The organism is Chryseobacterium salviniae (assembly GCF_035819015.1).
GTDB classification, from domain to species: domain Bacteria; phylum Bacteroidota; class Bacteroidia; order Flavobacteriales; family Weeksellaceae; genus Chryseobacterium; species Chryseobacterium salviniae.
Window position 1 is genome coordinate 1 of sequence record NZ_JAYLAA010000064.1, and the last position, 16155, is coordinate 16155.

General features: G+C 31.6%; 13 protein-coding genes. 9 read left to right on the forward strand and 4 right to left on the reverse strand.

All coding sequences use genetic code 11. The annotated features are described in order from the left end of the window. Both SOP96_RS18345 and SOP96_RS18350 read right to left on the reverse strand, forming a co-directional pair. On the reverse strand, positions 1–733 hold a 733-nt coding region (locus tag SOP96_RS18345), incomplete at its 3' end, for a hypothetical protein (RefSeq protein WP_326322343.1). Positions 734–744: 11 nt separating this feature from the next. Continuing rightward, positions 745–1206: a hypothetical protein gene (locus SOP96_RS18350; RefSeq protein WP_326322344.1), complete on the reverse strand. Its 462-nt coding sequence runs from the start codon at positions 1204–1206 to the stop codon at positions 745–747. A 707-nt stretch (positions 1207–1913) separates the two neighbouring features. On the opposite strand from SOP96_RS18350, the gene SOP96_RS18355 reads away from it, so the two are divergent. The 5 genes from SOP96_RS18355 to SOP96_RS18375 all read left to right on the forward strand — a co-directional run bounded on the left by SOP96_RS18355 (position 1914) and on the right by SOP96_RS18375 (position 8096). Then, the gene (locus SOP96_RS18355) at positions 1914–2522 is read left to right on the forward strand and encodes a recombinase family protein (RefSeq protein WP_326322345.1); all 609 of its coding nucleotides are present in this window, start codon (positions 1914–1916) and stop codon (positions 2520–2522) included. A 394-nt stretch (positions 2523–2916) separates the two neighbouring features. After that, positions 2917–4038, forward strand: coding sequence for a hypothetical protein (locus tag SOP96_RS18360; RefSeq protein ID WP_326322346.1), 1122 nt, complete (start codon positions 2917–2919; stop codon positions 4036–4038). Between the two features lie 134 nt (positions 4039–4172). Then, a complete protein-coding gene (locus tag SOP96_RS18365) occupies positions 4173–5894 on the forward strand; it encodes a DNA methyltransferase (protein WP_326322347.1) in 1722 nt (573 codons plus the stop codon). Positions 5895–6076: 182 nt separating this feature from the next. Continuing rightward, positions 6077–7792: a hypothetical protein gene (locus SOP96_RS18370; protein WP_326322348.1), complete on the forward strand. Its 1716-nt coding sequence runs from the start codon at positions 6077–6079 to the stop codon at positions 7790–7792. Positions 7793–7838: 46 nt separating this feature from the next. Further along, complete coding sequence (locus tag SOP96_RS18375) at positions 7839–8096, forward strand: helix-turn-helix domain-containing protein (RefSeq protein WP_326322349.1); 258 nt, start codon at positions 7839–7841, stop codon at positions 8094–8096. A gap of 35 nt (positions 8097–8131) precedes the next feature. Here the strand turns inward: SOP96_RS18375 and SOP96_RS18380 are convergent, their stop codons facing one another. Further along, positions 8132–9421 (reverse strand): phage integrase SAM-like domain-containing protein, encoded by a 1290-nt coding sequence (locus SOP96_RS18380; protein ID WP_326322350.1) that lies wholly within the window; start codon positions 9419–9421, stop codon positions 8132–8134. Positions 9422–9471: 50 nt separating this feature from the next. After that, positions 9472–9942 carry a very short patch repair endonuclease gene (locus SOP96_RS18385; protein WP_326322351.1) on the reverse strand — a complete coding sequence of 157 codons (471 nt, stop codon included), beginning with the start codon at positions 9940–9942 and terminating at the stop codon, positions 9472–9474. Positions 9943–10086: 144 nt separating this feature from the next. Here SOP96_RS18385 and SOP96_RS18390 point away from each other — a divergent pair, with 144 nt between their 5' ends. From SOP96_RS18390 to SOP96_RS18405, 4 genes are read left to right on the forward strand one after another with little or no spacing between them, the layout of a single operon-like run. Beyond that, positions 10087–11316 carry a DNA cytosine methyltransferase gene (locus SOP96_RS18390; protein ID WP_326322352.1) on the forward strand — a complete coding sequence of 410 codons (1230 nt, stop codon included), beginning with the start codon at positions 10087–10089 and terminating at the stop codon, positions 11314–11316. Beyond that, positions 11313–11819 carry a hypothetical protein gene (locus tag SOP96_RS18395; RefSeq protein ID WP_326322353.1) on the forward strand — a complete coding sequence of 169 codons (507 nt, stop codon included), beginning with the start codon at positions 11313–11315 and terminating at the stop codon, positions 11817–11819. Before SOP96_RS18390 ends, SOP96_RS18395 begins: the two co-directional genes overlap by 4 nt. A 41-nt stretch (positions 11820–11860) precedes the next feature. Continuing rightward, positions 11861–13318 carry an ATP-binding protein gene (locus tag SOP96_RS18400; RefSeq protein WP_326322354.1) on the forward strand — a complete coding sequence of 486 codons (1458 nt, stop codon included), beginning with the start codon at positions 11861–11863 and terminating at the stop codon, positions 13316–13318. Further along, a complete protein-coding gene (locus SOP96_RS18405) occupies positions 13315–16152 on the forward strand; it encodes a Z1 domain-containing protein (protein WP_326322355.1) in 2838 nt (945 codons plus the stop codon). The genes SOP96_RS18400 and SOP96_RS18405 overlap by 4 nt, the downstream gene beginning before the upstream one ends. Positions 16153–16155: the final 3 nt, after the last annotated feature.

Genomic DNA, 16155 nt, shown 5'->3' on the forward strand with positions numbered 1-16155 from the left:
CTTTTATACCTTTTTCATAATCTTTTACATACTTATATATATTTGGAGAGTTCCAACCATCCCCTATAAACATAAATCTAATACCAATTTCGTCAGCCACTGCTTGATATGAGGGTTTCAAATATTTATTTTGAACAAAAGAATTTCCACACCACTTGCAATTGCCTTCTTCATTACCACAAATTTGTGATGATGGAATTTCTTCTAAATTTTCAGGTTTTTTTGCTTCTGAACATAATTGCTTAAATACTGAAAGATAATGTTGATCTTTTTCTAAACTTAAAAGTTCATTTTCAGACGGGATATATTGATATTCTTCGACATCTTCTATGTCCTGTGACATTACAATATCGTTCCGTGAAAATTTTGATGAATCTTTATTATCACCATTGACTTCTTCCAATGTTTCATTATTTTCACTGCTATCAGTTACAGAAGATTTTCGGTTCTGATCATCAGTCACTATTGTATTCGTAAACCGGAAATTCAACTTTTCTTTTCTGTCAAAATAATCGTATACAATCAAAATTGAGAATGAAAATATGAAATAGGCAAACCAATTAGAAAATACCGTAACTTCAGTAATCTCTTTTTCATCATGTTTCGCTACAAACGAATAAAATACTACGGATAATATTTTTATTATTATGATAATAGAGAAAAACGGTAACAAAAATGTTGTGGAAATCAGTGACTCAAAGTCAAAATTTTCAAGATAATCAATTAACTTCATGGTATGTTTTTCTATTTTTTATAATAGTCTAACTTTTTATCTTTCGTTCCGTCACCATTTTGGTCATAATAGTCATAATCTTGAAGAATAAGTTCATTTGAATCACTATGCTTGATATAATATTTCTCGCCATCAATATTTAAGATGTTGGTTGAAGAACTGTAAGAATATGGGTATGTTTCAACACCTCCAATTTGCTGGCATTGGTTTGTCGAAAAATTTAAGACATAGTTGGTTAAAAGGTATTTGTTATTGGTGGTAAACTCATGTATAGCCTCTATTTCACATTTTGCATGATTGTAAGAATTTAAAGGTACATCAGTTTTTCCATTTAAGATAACAGTTTTGTATCGGTGCCATTTGCCGATGAATTGCTGTGATTGATTTTTGTTTTCTTCTGTTGTTTCGGAATCACCATTTGAACATGATGTTAGTGATAGGATAGTTAAGATTGATAGACAAACTTTTTTCATTGTTAAAAGTTTTTATTTCTTTTCAGCCCCAAAAAAGAGTTGTTAATTATAAAGAAAGCGTGAGGACTACTAAACTTATTCTATCAGGTAGGTTCTGGTAAACCGTTAGGGTCAAATAAGTAGCAGACCCCCACGCCATATAGATATGACATGAGAGTTGCTAACATATTCCCCCTAATTAAATGTACCAGATTTACCTGAGGAATGTCGTTAGACAAGCATTCTATGTGTTCGAAATGTCTTTAAAATTGGATTGTTATAATCCTAATTACAGCAAATATAGTTAGTCTTTTTCTAAATTGAAAATTTTATACTTTTCAAACGAGCAATATTTTTAAATAATTTATAGTGTCATAATTTTAAGAAAAAAATGGTAAAATTTTTTTTATGAATTAGATGTTTGAGAGTTGTTCAATATTCAAATGAAATTTTTATAAAAATTTTTTGTTCAATATCATCCCTCTATTATTTTCAAGGTCATTATATACCGGCAGGGATGGGGGATTTCCAGCCCGGGCCGGCCATCTAACTGTAGGATTATAGAAAATTGTTTTGCTTTGTTATTATATTTTATCACAGCAAAATTTGTATTCAAATATACCATAGTAAAAATGTATGCACACTGATAGCTAATATCTGGTGGGGTAATTGGGCAGAACAGGTATTTTGCGGTAATTATGCCCTTATAATTATTTGAATACAAAATTATGATTGTAAGATATCACCGAGTAAGTACTCACCATCAAACAGCGGGAAGAATCGAAATTGATAAAAATGATTACGATAAAGAATTTTTTGACAAAATATCCGGAAAGGTAAATTTCAAGGATAGACCCAAGGCGAAAGAACTTATTAAACTGATTGAACAAAAAAAAGTTTCTGAAGTTCATTTTCTTGATTTAAGCCGTCTTGGAAGAAATACTATAGATATTATTACCACGCTCGAATGGCTAGAAAAACAAGAAATCAACGTAGTTATCAAAAATATCGGACTGGAAACCATGCCACAGGGAGTAAAAAATCCTATTGCAAAACTATTAACAGGAATTCTTGCAAGTATCTATGAATTGGAAAGACAGAATATCATGGAAAGGTCGGCACAAGGGATTACCGCATATCTTGCCCGTGGTGGTGTTCTGGGACGTAAAAAAGGATCCACAATTTCTGATGCGCAGTTCATGGATAAACCTACAAGTAAAAAATGTTTGGAATTATTAAAAAAGGGTAGGACAATAAGAGAGTGTGCGAAAATCTGTGACATCTCAACAAGGACTGTTCAGAAGGTGAAGAAAATTGCTGAGAAACTTGAACAGTAATTTATAGTATTATAATACATTTTAAAGTTTACGACAAAAAATTATATTAATTTCACGATAGTAACGGTAATTTTTTCGGTAAATTATCTTTTTCTTGTTGTTGGTGTAATGTTTATGTAACTGATAAACAGTTGTTTGTTAATATTTTAACGGATAATTGTTATCAGGTTTCAAAATAGAATTTACGACAAAAAAGGTCTTTTAATGTACTAAAAAGTACAGTTTTTTGACCTTTTTTTAGATAAAAATCCGTTTTGTGCAAAATAATTTCTATAACTTCTACAGTAGCCGGTCGGGAATATATCTCCTTACTTCAGTTTAAAAGTAAACTCTATTATCAGGTCAGAAATTTGCCTGAATAAAAAAATCTTTTTTCTTTTGCTAAAATTTTTTAATGAAAGTACTTGTTTCTTCTACGTTTGATTATTCTGAAAGTGAATTTAATGAGGTTTTGTTTTTATTAAATTCTGTTCCAGGTGCAATAAATTTTGTTAACGGTGGATCAATTGACGAGAATATTTTACAAATTATTTCACCGGATTATATGTCTGATTCACCGCTGACCTTCGAAGGTTTTTGGAGTCTCATTAATAATTACAGAATTTTAAATAAAATTGACAGTGCTGATTACGTTACGCTCTTAACCCCAAAAAGAAACAGACCGAATTGGTTCAGTGCATTTCATGGCAAAAATATTTTTGTAGACACAAATGACTGGGATTTTTATACTAAGAAAGAATCAAAATACGGGGTTGCCTTTTCTGTTGTTGAAAATCTCCTCCAAACAATGATGAATTTAAATATAAATTCTCTAAGTACTGAGCCAAATATTCACAGACAAACAACAGGATGTATTAATGATCTCTGCCAAATGAAGGAGGATATAATGTTTAAACTCCGTGACTGCTATATATGTGAGTCCTGTAAAAATCGTATAAAAAAAGAAAAAATAGCTGTACCGGTTATATTGCATTTGATCCATCTCATGGAATACCTGAGAAAACAAATGGTTGACAATTTCAGCTGGCTCACAGAAGTAGAAATAGATCATGTAAAAGTTGACAGTAATGGTGTTCTCAAAATTGGAGATGTTACTGTTGAGATGGGCGAACAGAATAAATCAATTTATTTTCTCTTCCTGATAACTCCTGAAGGAATTCCAACACAAAACTTAGATGTACATAGAGATGTTTTGTCCAGATTGTATTACAGATTAAAACATCCGGAAAATCAGGTCACAGTTTCTGAAAGCGTTTTGGAAAAAGAAAGAAATGTTAATAGATCCATGGTACAGGAGAGTAAAATGAAAGAAATTAATGGTGCAGTCAAACTGTTAGTAGAAAATAAAAGGTTTAGGGAAGAAAAAAGTAAGATAAACAGAAAAATTAAAGAAGCCTTAGGTTTGAAAATGTCGGAATTATATATGATTCACAATTTAAACGAAAATGATCTCAAAGTTTATAAGGTAAATATAGAACGAGACAATATATTCATAGATGAAAAATTTATTTTATGATTTATTTAAGTTGTTGATAATCAAATCGTGCAACGTTGCAAAATAACTATTGCAACGTTTTTTCTTTTCCGGAAAAATCACGGTATCCACAACTTTGCAATGTCAATAATGACAAATAACTAAAAATTTTAAAAATGAAAAATTTAAAAGATTCTGCAAAGGCTGTGTTATCACAAACAAGAAAAATTGAAATCATTCCAACACATTTACTGGAAATTCCCGAGGAGTATCTTCAGCTGTTTGGTGAAATTTCCGAATCAGAATTTATTGATCAATTGAGTGAACAGATTCAAAAAAATGGTTTTTATACACCAATTACCACTTTCAAATGTGATGACAAGTATGTCATTTTGGATGGTGTTTCAAGACTGAGAGCTCTTCAAGGTTTAGGAGTAAACGACATAAACTGTTTCGTGACAGAATTAGATCCTCAATCCTCAGATGAGGTAAAAGATCTGATTATTGAATTTAAAATGAATGCAGATTTCAGTTTGAATCAGATTCAGAATATGATCTTTCATTTTTTACGTATGGGCAGTCAATATAGTGAACTTGACAACAGTACAATGAACCAAAAAGTACAAAAACTCGCGGAGATTCTCGGTCCTGGTTGGGGAAGAAGTAATATCTTTCATTTTCTTAATGTTTATAAGTGGGAAAAATTAAATCCAACGTCTCATCTTAACCTTATTAAAAAAATCTTTGACGGCGAATTAACGGTTGGAAAAGCTAAAGATGCAATTGAATTTTTTAATGATGAGTTTTTACCATACACTTTAGAAAACGAACTCGAAAGTGGTATTGTAGAAGAATTCATTAAAGGAAACATCAGATTTAAAAAAGATGTAAAAAAATTAATTGAGGCATATTTCCATAAAACGACAGAAAGATTTACTCCAATTAACACTCCTGATGAAATCTCTTCCGACAATTATCAGATTATTCACTGTGACAGCCGGAAAGTTGAATTTAAAGATGGTACAAAAATTCAGGGTATATTTACTTCTCCACCATACTATCAACAGATCAGATACTCAAAACCAAATGATCCTGAATACAACAATGAATTAGGTTGGGAAAAAACTCCGGAAGAATACGTTAAGAATGTGATTTCGGTGATCAAAAGAGGAGCAGATGTAATGGATGAAAAAGGTGTGATAATGATCAATATTAATGAAACTTTCCAAAAAGGTGTTTGTGTTGGGATAATACCTTTGTTGATAACTGAAATGAAAAAAGACTTTCATTATATTCAGACATGTATGTGGGTAAAACCTGATGCAAAACCACAGCAGAATAAAGTGAAGAGGCTGATGAATTCATTCGAATACATTCTCATTTTCAGTAAGAGTAAAAAGTATAACTATAATCAGTTTAAGCTGTACAATTCTGATAAAGCTGCTAGTGTTTCCAAGGGATGTTCGGAACAGTCAGGAAATGGGAAAAAAGTTTCAGGACTTCATATTTCAAATACTTTTGACCAATGTAGGGATTTTATGTTTGAAGAGGATTTTACTGATTATCTTGTGCTAAACCATGGTTCAGGACGATCACAGGATGAAAATCTTTCACAGGACTTTTTTGGTTCATTTCCTACTCTTTTACCTATTCCATTCGTCATGTCATTCGTACCCGAGAACGGAACAGTCTATGACCCATTTGGGGGAACTGGCACAACAGGCAGGACATTACTGTCTCTAAACAGGAAAGTAATTATTACAGAACTTTTGGGAAAGAATATCCCCAATATTAAAATGATGCTTGAAAAAGGTGAGTCTGATTTTGATCTCAGTACCTACACTCAGATGAAGGAAGATTATAATTATCAGGAAGGTACAGTAGATTTGGCAGCGTAGCCTATCGGTATTCACAAAGTCACCGTTCCGGTGCAGTAATCAAAAAAGTTTCGATGTAAAAAATTATGTTGCCAAAAAATGGTAACAGAAACTTCTGTTGCTAAAATTTGGAATGGTGATGCTGTGGATAATCTGAAAAAAATAACCCTTTACTATTAACATTATTAATAATACTTTTTATTATGAAAAAAATTAGAATTCCTTCCTCGGTTCCTGTTAATGAAATATTTGAAGATTTTGAAATTAAGTATGAAAGATATTTAGGTGAGGATATTTCAGCAACAGAACTTGCGAATATTAAAGATGCTATACTCCTTCTGTTACATTTCTTACTTCCTTTAAGAATTGAAAAGCATGAAAAGACCGGATATTTTAAAACATTAAACAGTAAGATATTCAATAATCTAACCGGTAAGAAATTCAAAGTGGCAAAAGATATTCTTATGGATGAAAGATTTCCGGTAATTGAATGTGATCAAAAATATTATGAGGGAAAATCGTACGGTTACAAACTGATTGATGAATATTTTATGAAAGGCGGTTCCATCTTGTATGAATCATATGGTAAACTTATTACTAAATATTATAGAAATGTAGATCAAAACCGAAACAAAATCTTTCCAAAATTAGATTTTTTACGACGTAAACTCACTAAAAGGATCACCACTAACGGTAGTGCCTTAGATTTTCTTGATCACTTTTTCAAAAAATTTGATGATAGAATACGCCTCCTCAATAGTGAAGAATTTGATATTTATCAAGTAGAAAAGAAACGGAAGATTATTGAGATTGTATGGAGAAATGATTTGGGGTTGATTTCTGACGGTATTTTTGGTGTAACTGAATCTGAGTCCTGTCAAAGATTTTCGTCGGTTTTTACACGTTTAAAAAGAGAATTAAGACATTTTATTGAGATAGATTGTGAGGAAACAGTTGAAATTGATTTAAAAAGTTCACAACCATACTTTCTTAATCAGATACTTAATTCTGATTTCTATGATTCTAATAACAGTTTTTCTTTAAAATCAATATTTGCTGAACTATATAATGAATTGTTTACTACAAAGAGAATGGTGAAAATAGATAACAATAACTTTAATTATATTTTAGGTCATCCTTATCTATTAACTCCACATAAATTTAATCTTATGAAAATTAAAGATGAATTACTTTATAACAATATTTATAATGATTGTAAGATACAGGAAATCTTTAATTATAAGGTTAATAGTAATTATAATGATAGTATATATCATTCATTTATATCTACAAATAATAATATTAAATATTATATATATTCTGATATAAGATTATTATATAATGGTGGTTCCCCACCCCTTTCATATATGTGTGGAAAAATTGAAGACGTCACTGATATTAGGGAGTTTAAGAGTATGAATTTTCATGTGGATTTTTACCAGCATCTCACGGATTATTTGGGTTTGAGCATGACTCGGGAACGGGTCAAAGAACGTTTCCAGTTATTTCTCAATAATTCAGGTGATCGGAATAAAGACTTTATCTCAAAATGTATGAGAAGATATTTTCCAAATGTCAACAGAATTGTTGAATTTTTTTTACGGGTAAAATTTGAAGATCCGCAACTCCGGCTGAAATACAAGAATCCATTTTCTCTTTTACTTCAAAGAATTGAATCATACCATTTGTTACAGGTTGGTGTTAAGAATTTCTGTGATCACTTTCCCAAAGAACCGGTGGTCACAATACATGATTCAGTGATTGTAAAAAAAAGTCATCAGAAGGATATGATAAAGTATCTTAAAGATGCAACCGAAAAGATTACTGGAATTCCGGTCAGATTTGATGTTAAAAACTCAGATCCTTTTGAAAGTGTTGATGACCTTATTAATCAATACTTAAACGATTGCCGAATTTAGTTTACATCTAAACTGCAACCATTACAATTAATTAAAAAATAAAGAAATGAAAAACATATTAATTTTAGAAATAACGAAACAGGAATTGCTGCAAGAATTGAGGGATACTGTTGTTAAGGAAATAAAACTGTTGTTAGAAGATACAGACCGTAATAAAAAAACACTTCTGACACGAAAAGAAGTATGTGAACTTCTTGATATCAGTGAATCAACTTTAAACAGATGGACTAAAGACGGACGGCTCGTAACTCATAATAAAGGAAACAGAGTTTACTATAAAAGGTCTGATGTTGAAAACTTTTAGAAAAAAGGATGTCGTACTGTCACGACATCCTTTTTTTATACTTCTAAAAATTCGAGTTTTTTCAGTATTAAATCCTTTTGTTTGATTGCCTTCTCAAGTTTAGTATTCTGATCATATAATTCGACCATTGCCTGAGTTTTATGTCCGGTATTTGTCATTATTCCTTCATCACCTAAAATATGCCGGAAATTTGTAACAAAAGATCTTCTGCAAATATGTGACGATATTAATTCCCATTTTTCGTAAGTATCTACTACTTTTCTGTTTCCCACCATTTTGCCTCCCACCAACTTTTCGTCCAAACCGGCTAACTGACAGACAATTTTTATATAATCATTAAATTTCTGATCAGATATTTTTCTTGGAAATTGCCCGTTTCTTTTTGTAAGTATTTCTTTTACTTTCGGAATTAAAAATATAGTAATTTCATCATTTGTTTTCTTCTGAGTGAAAGTTAAAAAATCTTCCTTTACAATTTTTTCATGGTTGAAGTTTAAAAGATCTGAAACTCGCTGCCCGGTAAAACATCCGATTAGCAACCAATCTCTGGCATTTTCCAGATAGTCGTACGGTAATGGAGCTGATTCTATTTTTTTGAGTTCACTAAGTGTCAGTATAGGATGTTTATAAATTTTTGGTTTTACATAAAATGACCAATTGGCAACATCATCACTGACTTTATGTTTGTTTGATTTTGCAAACTTAATAAAAGTCTTTATGATTTTCAGTTCTTTTACTATTGTTACTTCTGCATATTTCTTTACTCCGCACCAGTTGGTAAATTTGTCTCTGAAATTATCGTTAATATCTCCAACTGTTAGACGTGGATTGATCTTGTCTAATTTACCTTTAATTACACGGAATTTACTAATTGAAGCTTCTGTAATAGGTTTGTGTTTTCCGAGAGAAAACACACTTTTCTCTTCAATATATTTTTCAATAAGGTCAGAAATAAGTAATGAAGATGCTGTCTTTTTTACCGATTTTTTTACCGGCGTTCCACCATAATTTTTAGCAATGAAATCTTTAATTTTATTACTGTCAACCTGATAATTATTGTTTAAAATAAAACCGTTCAGAGAAACCTTAAATTCATTTAATTTTAGATTTAGGGAATCTATATTTTTGTTAAGTAACTTATCAATTTCATTTTTGGGATTCCGTTTCCGCAGACTTTCTCGGTAACACTCATTTTCTGAATCCCAATGTTCCGCCAGGATTGAGAATGGAGTTGTAAGGACAATATCATCTTTTCTGCCCCTACGGTATCTGAGACTGATTTTTGTTTCTCCGGTTTTTTTCCTTAAATAAAATTTTATACTCATGAATGCCCGATTTTAGGCTAATATCTGGCAAAAAAATGAATTTGCAATGGTTAGGCTAAAAGATTATTGTGGAGTTCATGTATCAATTGTTCTACTGTTTGATCAACTTTATCTTTTTTTAATTCACATTCCCATACTGTTATAACTTTCCATCCCATTTGAATTAGTAATTCAATATTTTTTTTGTCTCTTTTCTTGTTACCGTTAATCTTATCAGTCCAGAATTCGGTTCTGGTTTTCGGAATAACATAATATCTGCAATTTTCGTGACCGTGCCAAAAACAGCCGTTTACAAAAATTACCGTGTTGTATTTTTTTAATACAATATCAGGTTTCCCCGGTAAATTCTTATTATTTATCCTATATCTGAAACCTTTAGAGAAAAGAAGTTTCCTTAACAGTATTTCAGGTTTGGTGTTTGTTCCTTTTATCTGCTGCATATTAAATCTTCTCTGCTCAGGTGTGTGTCTGTCACTCATAATTATATAATTTACGGGTTCCCGTATCTGCAATGGGTACAATAGAAGTAAATTTACAAAAATGTATTTGAATTAGGATTATAGGTAATTTTACGGTATTTTATTTTACAAAAACATCGTAATTTTGTAGATTGTAAAAAAAATGATTAGTTAAACAATTATAGGTATTGTTTAAAGTTTAATAAAATGTCAGAACTAAAATTTATAGATTTATTCGCAGGTGCAGGTGGTCTCTCAGAAGGTTTTGTGAGAGCGGGATTTATACCTGTTGCACACGTCGAAATGAATAAAGACGCTTGTGATACTTTACGAACTCGAACTGCTTTTCATTGGCTAAGAGAAGAGGGGCGAATAAGTGAATACCATGATTATCTACACGGAACTATAACAAGGAAAGAACTTTGGTCTAAAATTCCGGATCATCTTATAAAATCTGTAATTAATACAGAAATTTCAGAAAAAACCTTACCAACGATATTTGAGCAGATTGATGAAGAGTTGGGCAATGATACAGTTGATTTGGTAATTGGTGGTCCGCCCTGCCAGGCATATTCTGTAGCCGGAAGAGTAAGAAAAGATATGACAGATGATCCAAGAAATCATCTTTACAAACACTATGTTGAATTTTTGAAAAAGTACCAGCCTAAAATGTTTGTCTTCGAAAACGTTCCAGGAATACTTTCTGCTAACAATGGTCACTATCTTCAGTTAATTTTTGATGCAGTAAGAGAAGCAGGTTATGAACTTGATAAAAAAGTATTGAATGCACAGGATTTTGGTGTGTTGCAAGACAGAAAGAGAGTAATCATTATAGGTTGGAAAAATAATTTAGAAATAGAATATCCAAAGTTTTACAAGATTGAACAGAGATTTGAAGTGGCGAAACATCTTTTTTCTGATCTTCCAAAAATTAAAAGCGGTCAGGGTGAGTGGGGAGTTTCTCCATATATTCAAGATACTAACGATTATTTAAAGGCTTCCGGTATAAGAAACGGTATTGAATTTACTACACAGCATATTTCCAGATTCAATAATGAAAATGATCTTGAAATATATAGAATTGCTGTTGATAAATGGGTCAATGAAGGTAAGCGTTTAAATTATGCTGAACTTCCTCCAAGACTAATCAAACATAATAATACTAAAACATTTACCAACCGTTTTCAGGTTGTGAATCATAAAGGTGTTTCTCATACTGTTGTTGCACATATATGTGCAGATGGACATTATTATATACACCCGGATATTACTCAGAACCGTTCAATAACGGTAAGAGAGGCAGCAAGAATTCAATCTTTTCCCGATGACTATTTCTTTGAGTCAAGTAGAACTGCAGCATTTAAGCAAATAGGAAATGCTGTACCGGTGCTAATGGCGCAGGGAATTGCAACCACAATAAAGGAAATGATGAGATGATAAACTGGCAATATTATCCCAAAAGAAAAGAAATACCTGCACATTTAAAAGACATTGTGGATATTTTTAATTTCAATGAGAAATCAATATCTTCAGAAATACATTTTTTACATAGTAATGAGGTTTTGCAAAAGATAACTTCAAGCCTTTTGAAATTGAATTATAAAGTTGAATTATCTAAGAGGGCTAATGATAAAATCAAAGTTCCGGTTTTATTCGGTATGAACGGTAGACTTGAAAAATATTTTGATGCTGATGCTTACAATGAAGAATTTAAGACGGTAGTAGAAGTTGAAGCAGGCAGAGCGGTGACGAATTATCAATTTTTAAAGGATCTATTTCAGGCTTGTATGATGCATGAAGTGGATTATTTGGTAATAGCAGTTAGAAAAAGTTATGCAAAAAATCAAGATTTTCAAACTGTAATGACTTTTTTTGAAACATTATATGCATCAGGAAGATTGACTCTTCCATTACAAGGTATATTAATAATTGGTTATTAATTTACAAACAAAAAACTAATAAGACTGATACTCATAATTAAATGCACGAATTTAGAGCCGAAATAGCCAAACCAAATCCCAAATCAACGATTAATTCTTACCGAAGCTTTGGGTATAATCTATCGACTGCGATTGCGGATATTATAGATAATAGTATTTCTGCAAATGCCAATGAAATCTCTATAAATTATAAATGGGAAGGCCAACACTCTTTTATTTCTATTAGAGATAATGGAGATGGAATGAATAAGGACGAATTGGTTTTAGCAATGACTCCAGGAAGCAAAGATCCCGATGATGAACGGTCTGAAAAAGATTTAGGTCGTTTTGGAATGGGATTGAAAACTGCTTCGTTTTCTCAATGTAAAAGATTGACTTGTGTTTCTAAACGAGTAAATTTTTCAACAATAAAAAGATGTTGGGATATTGATTTTATTAATGATGAAGAAGAGTGGCAATTATTAGATTATATTTCTGATTCAAGTTTCCTTAATGAAATAAATGAACAAAAATGTGGAACGCTGGTTTTATGGGAGAAATTAGACAGAATAGTTGGTAAAGCTGAAAGCAACAACGAGAGTGTAAAAAATGCATTTTATCAGGAAATGGAAAATGTACGTGAGCATCTCGGTTTGGTTTTTCATAAATTTATCGAAAGTAGAAGAATAAGAATGTTTTTTCAAAATGAAGAAATCGAACCATATAATCCTTTTTTACTAAACCTTGACCCAAAACCAGAAATGGGATTGCCGGAAAAATTTGGAGATGTAGAGGTTACCTATTTTGTTTTGCCTCATATGTCTGAAATTGGCAAAGAAGATTACGACAAAACGGGAGGTTCTCTTGGTTGGCTTCAACAACAGGGCTTTTATGTTTACCGTGGAGATAGATTGCTAGTTTCAGGAGATTGGTTAGGATTGGAAAAGAAAAGGGACTACGCCAAATTAGCCAGAATATCAGTTAATTTTTCAAATTCAAATGATTTTAATTGGAATCTTGATATTAAAAAATCTACAGCAGCACCACCAATAGAAATCCGTCGGGAGCTTTCGAGGATTGCGAAAATAGCAATTATGAAATCTGCTAAGATCTATAATTGGCGGGGGCAAAAATCTATCTCTCAAATTTCAAATTCAAATTTTGAACCTTTGTGGAAAGATGAAATTACTCGTGAAGGAATCAAAAAATATAAGATCAACAGAAAACACCCGATAATTAATTCTTTGTTAGCTGACAAAAATAAATTGATGTCAAAGGCATTGCAGCTTCTCGAAGAAAATGTTCCTGTGGAGCTTATTCTAAACAACCAAAACGAAGATCCAAGCTTTCACGAATTAGAAAAACATTCTGAAACTCCAAGTGATGATTTGCTGAATTTAGCTGTTGAATTATATAAAATTTACATTCAGCAAGGTATTCCGGAATCTTTGGCAAAACAACAAATTATGTCTTCAACACCTTTTAATTTATTTCCATTAATTAATAACTATTTGAAATGAACGATGTAAACCAAACAGCAAAACTTATTTGTCACGCCTATCTAAATTTAGTTCCCCGTGATACAATTGATGATAATACAATTTTAAAAATTATAAACGATAAAATTTCGTCTGCAATAGAGTTTCAAAATGTCGACAAGGAATTATTGTTTGAATTACTACGTGCCGATTTTAGCATAGGAAGTGGGGCAATCACGGAACTTTATGATGAGAATGTTACACCTTGGCTTAACGATGAAAAGGTAAATATCGACTTTGAATTATGGAATAGATACAAATTGGATATGCAGAAGAATGACCCTTCTTTTCCAGTTAACGATTTGGACGATTTTACAGATAAAATCCTTGATAAATGTGTAAATCCAAAAGAAACAAAATCATTTGACAGAAGAGGAATGGTTGTTGGTCACGTTCAATCAGGTAAGACTTCTAACTATGTCGGTTTGATTAATAAAGCTACTGACGCTGGCTACAAAGTAATTATTGTAATTGCAGGAACAATTAGTTCATTAAGAAGACAAACCCAGGAAAGAATTGATTCTGGTTATATTGGTAGAAATAGTTCTGCGTTCATCAGAGAAAATGAAAATAAAATAATAGGCGTTGGAAAATATAAAGTAAATACAGATATTTATTCTTTAACTTCATCCTATTACAAAAATGGGGATGAAGGTGATTTTAGTCAGTCGGTTGCGAACAGATTAAATATTCCAATAGGAAAAAATCCGGTTGTTTTTGTTATTAAAAAAAATAAAAGCATTCTCGAAAACCTTATCGATTGGTTTTCGAAAGATGTTAATGCAAAGATTGTTGACGGTACTCCAAAGCTGTTTGATGTTCCTGTTTTGGTAATTGATGACGAAGCTGATGCCGCTTCTGTTAATGCAAGCAAAAGTATTGAAGACATCAAAACCATCAATAGATTAATAAGAACTTTACTTAATTTATTCAATCAGAATACATTCTTAGGATATACTGCTACACCTTATGCAAACTTGTTTATTTCGCAAGAGCATAATGGACAACTGACGACAATTGTAAAAAATAAAGAATACAAAATCGGGGAAGATTTGTTTCCACGAGATTTTATTATCAACATTAAAGCACCTACAAATTATATCGGTGCTGCGAAAATATTTGGTTTTGAAAATCCTAATGGAGAAGAAAAAGATCCTTTGGACATTTTCAGAGCAATTGATGACTATGATCCACCATTTTTCAAGACTATTAATAAAAATAATAAGGAGGAATTACCAGAATATCTTCCTGAAAGTTTAGAAAAAGCAATAAAGTCTTTCATTCTTACTTGTGCAATACGAAGATTACGAGGACAGGAAAATAAACATAATTCAATGCTTGTTCACGTTGCGTTGTTGGTAAAATGGATTGACAGGGTGGCTTACTTAGTAAACGAAAAGACGAAAGAATACGCCAATGCTATTAGAAGTGATGATACCAAGATTTTACAGGAACTAAAGGGATTATATGAATCAGATTTTGTTCCAACTACTGAAAATGTGTTAGAAAATTTGGATTACAAAGATATCAGAATTAGACAGCATTCTTGGGAAGAAGTAAAAGGGGAATTAAAAAAAGCAGTTTCTAAAATTGATGTTCGTTCTGTTCACGGAACTCGTTCTACAGCAAATTTAGAATATCACAACATTGAAGAAATTGATTATAATAGATACGAAAACGGTTTGTCTGTAATCGCTGTTGGAGGAAGCAGACTGTCACGAGGAATTACATTGGAAGGTCTTTCCGTAAGTTATTATTTACGAACAACAAAAATGTATGATTCCCTGATGCAGATGGGACGCTGGTTTGGCTATCGACCGGGTTATGTAGATTTGTGCAGATTATACACTACGGAACAGATTTTTGAATGGTTTAACCACATCACAATGGCGACTGAAGAAATGCGGAACGATTTTGATGAAATGACTGCTTCTCATCAACGTCCGAAAGATTTCAGATTAAAAGTTAGAAATCATCACGGTTTAATGACAATTACAAGTTTGGCAAAACTACATTTCTCGAAAAAAATTGAAATTTCTTTTTCCGGAACGAATCCGCAGACCTACCAATTATTGAAGACTAAGTCTGCAATTGAAAATAACTTTAAAGCACTTAATAATTTAATTTCAGTAATTGGGTTTCCTGAAGCTCAAAACAGGAAGGAGACACGAGGAAAAATTAGATATTTATATTATCCTAAAATTGATATTGAACCAATTTGTGATTTTATTGATTATTTCAAAATTGAACAGCCGAGCATTAAAAATGCAACCTTAAGCGATTATATTAAAGCTCAATATAAAGATAATACCATTAAAGAGTGGAATATCTGTATAGTTTCTAATACTGATGAAAAAGTGTTTATCGATTACATTGGTAATACACCATTAAATGAAAGACAGGAAAAAGAAGATGTAATGACTTATGATTTACATTTCAATAATGAATCACTGACATTAGGGTGTAGTGTTCGTAACCAACCAAAAATCACTCGAGGAAGCGACTTTTATTTGATTGCAAAAAATCAGATTGATGATTTGAAAGATAGACAAGTTGATTTGACAGTAAATGAGTTTACAACGAATAAAGAAATAAAAGAGCAAAGAGCTTCTGAGAAAAAAGGCTTGCTTTTAATCTATGCTTTAGATGAAAGAGGAACACCGAATGTAAATAACGGAATTCCAATAATTGGTTATAGTCTTCACTTTCCAAAAATTGAAAATGAAGTAAAAACGTCATATACGACTACGATTTTTGATGGTTTTGATGAAGAACCACAAGAAGATGATGATTCTCCAAACGACGATATCGAATAAGTC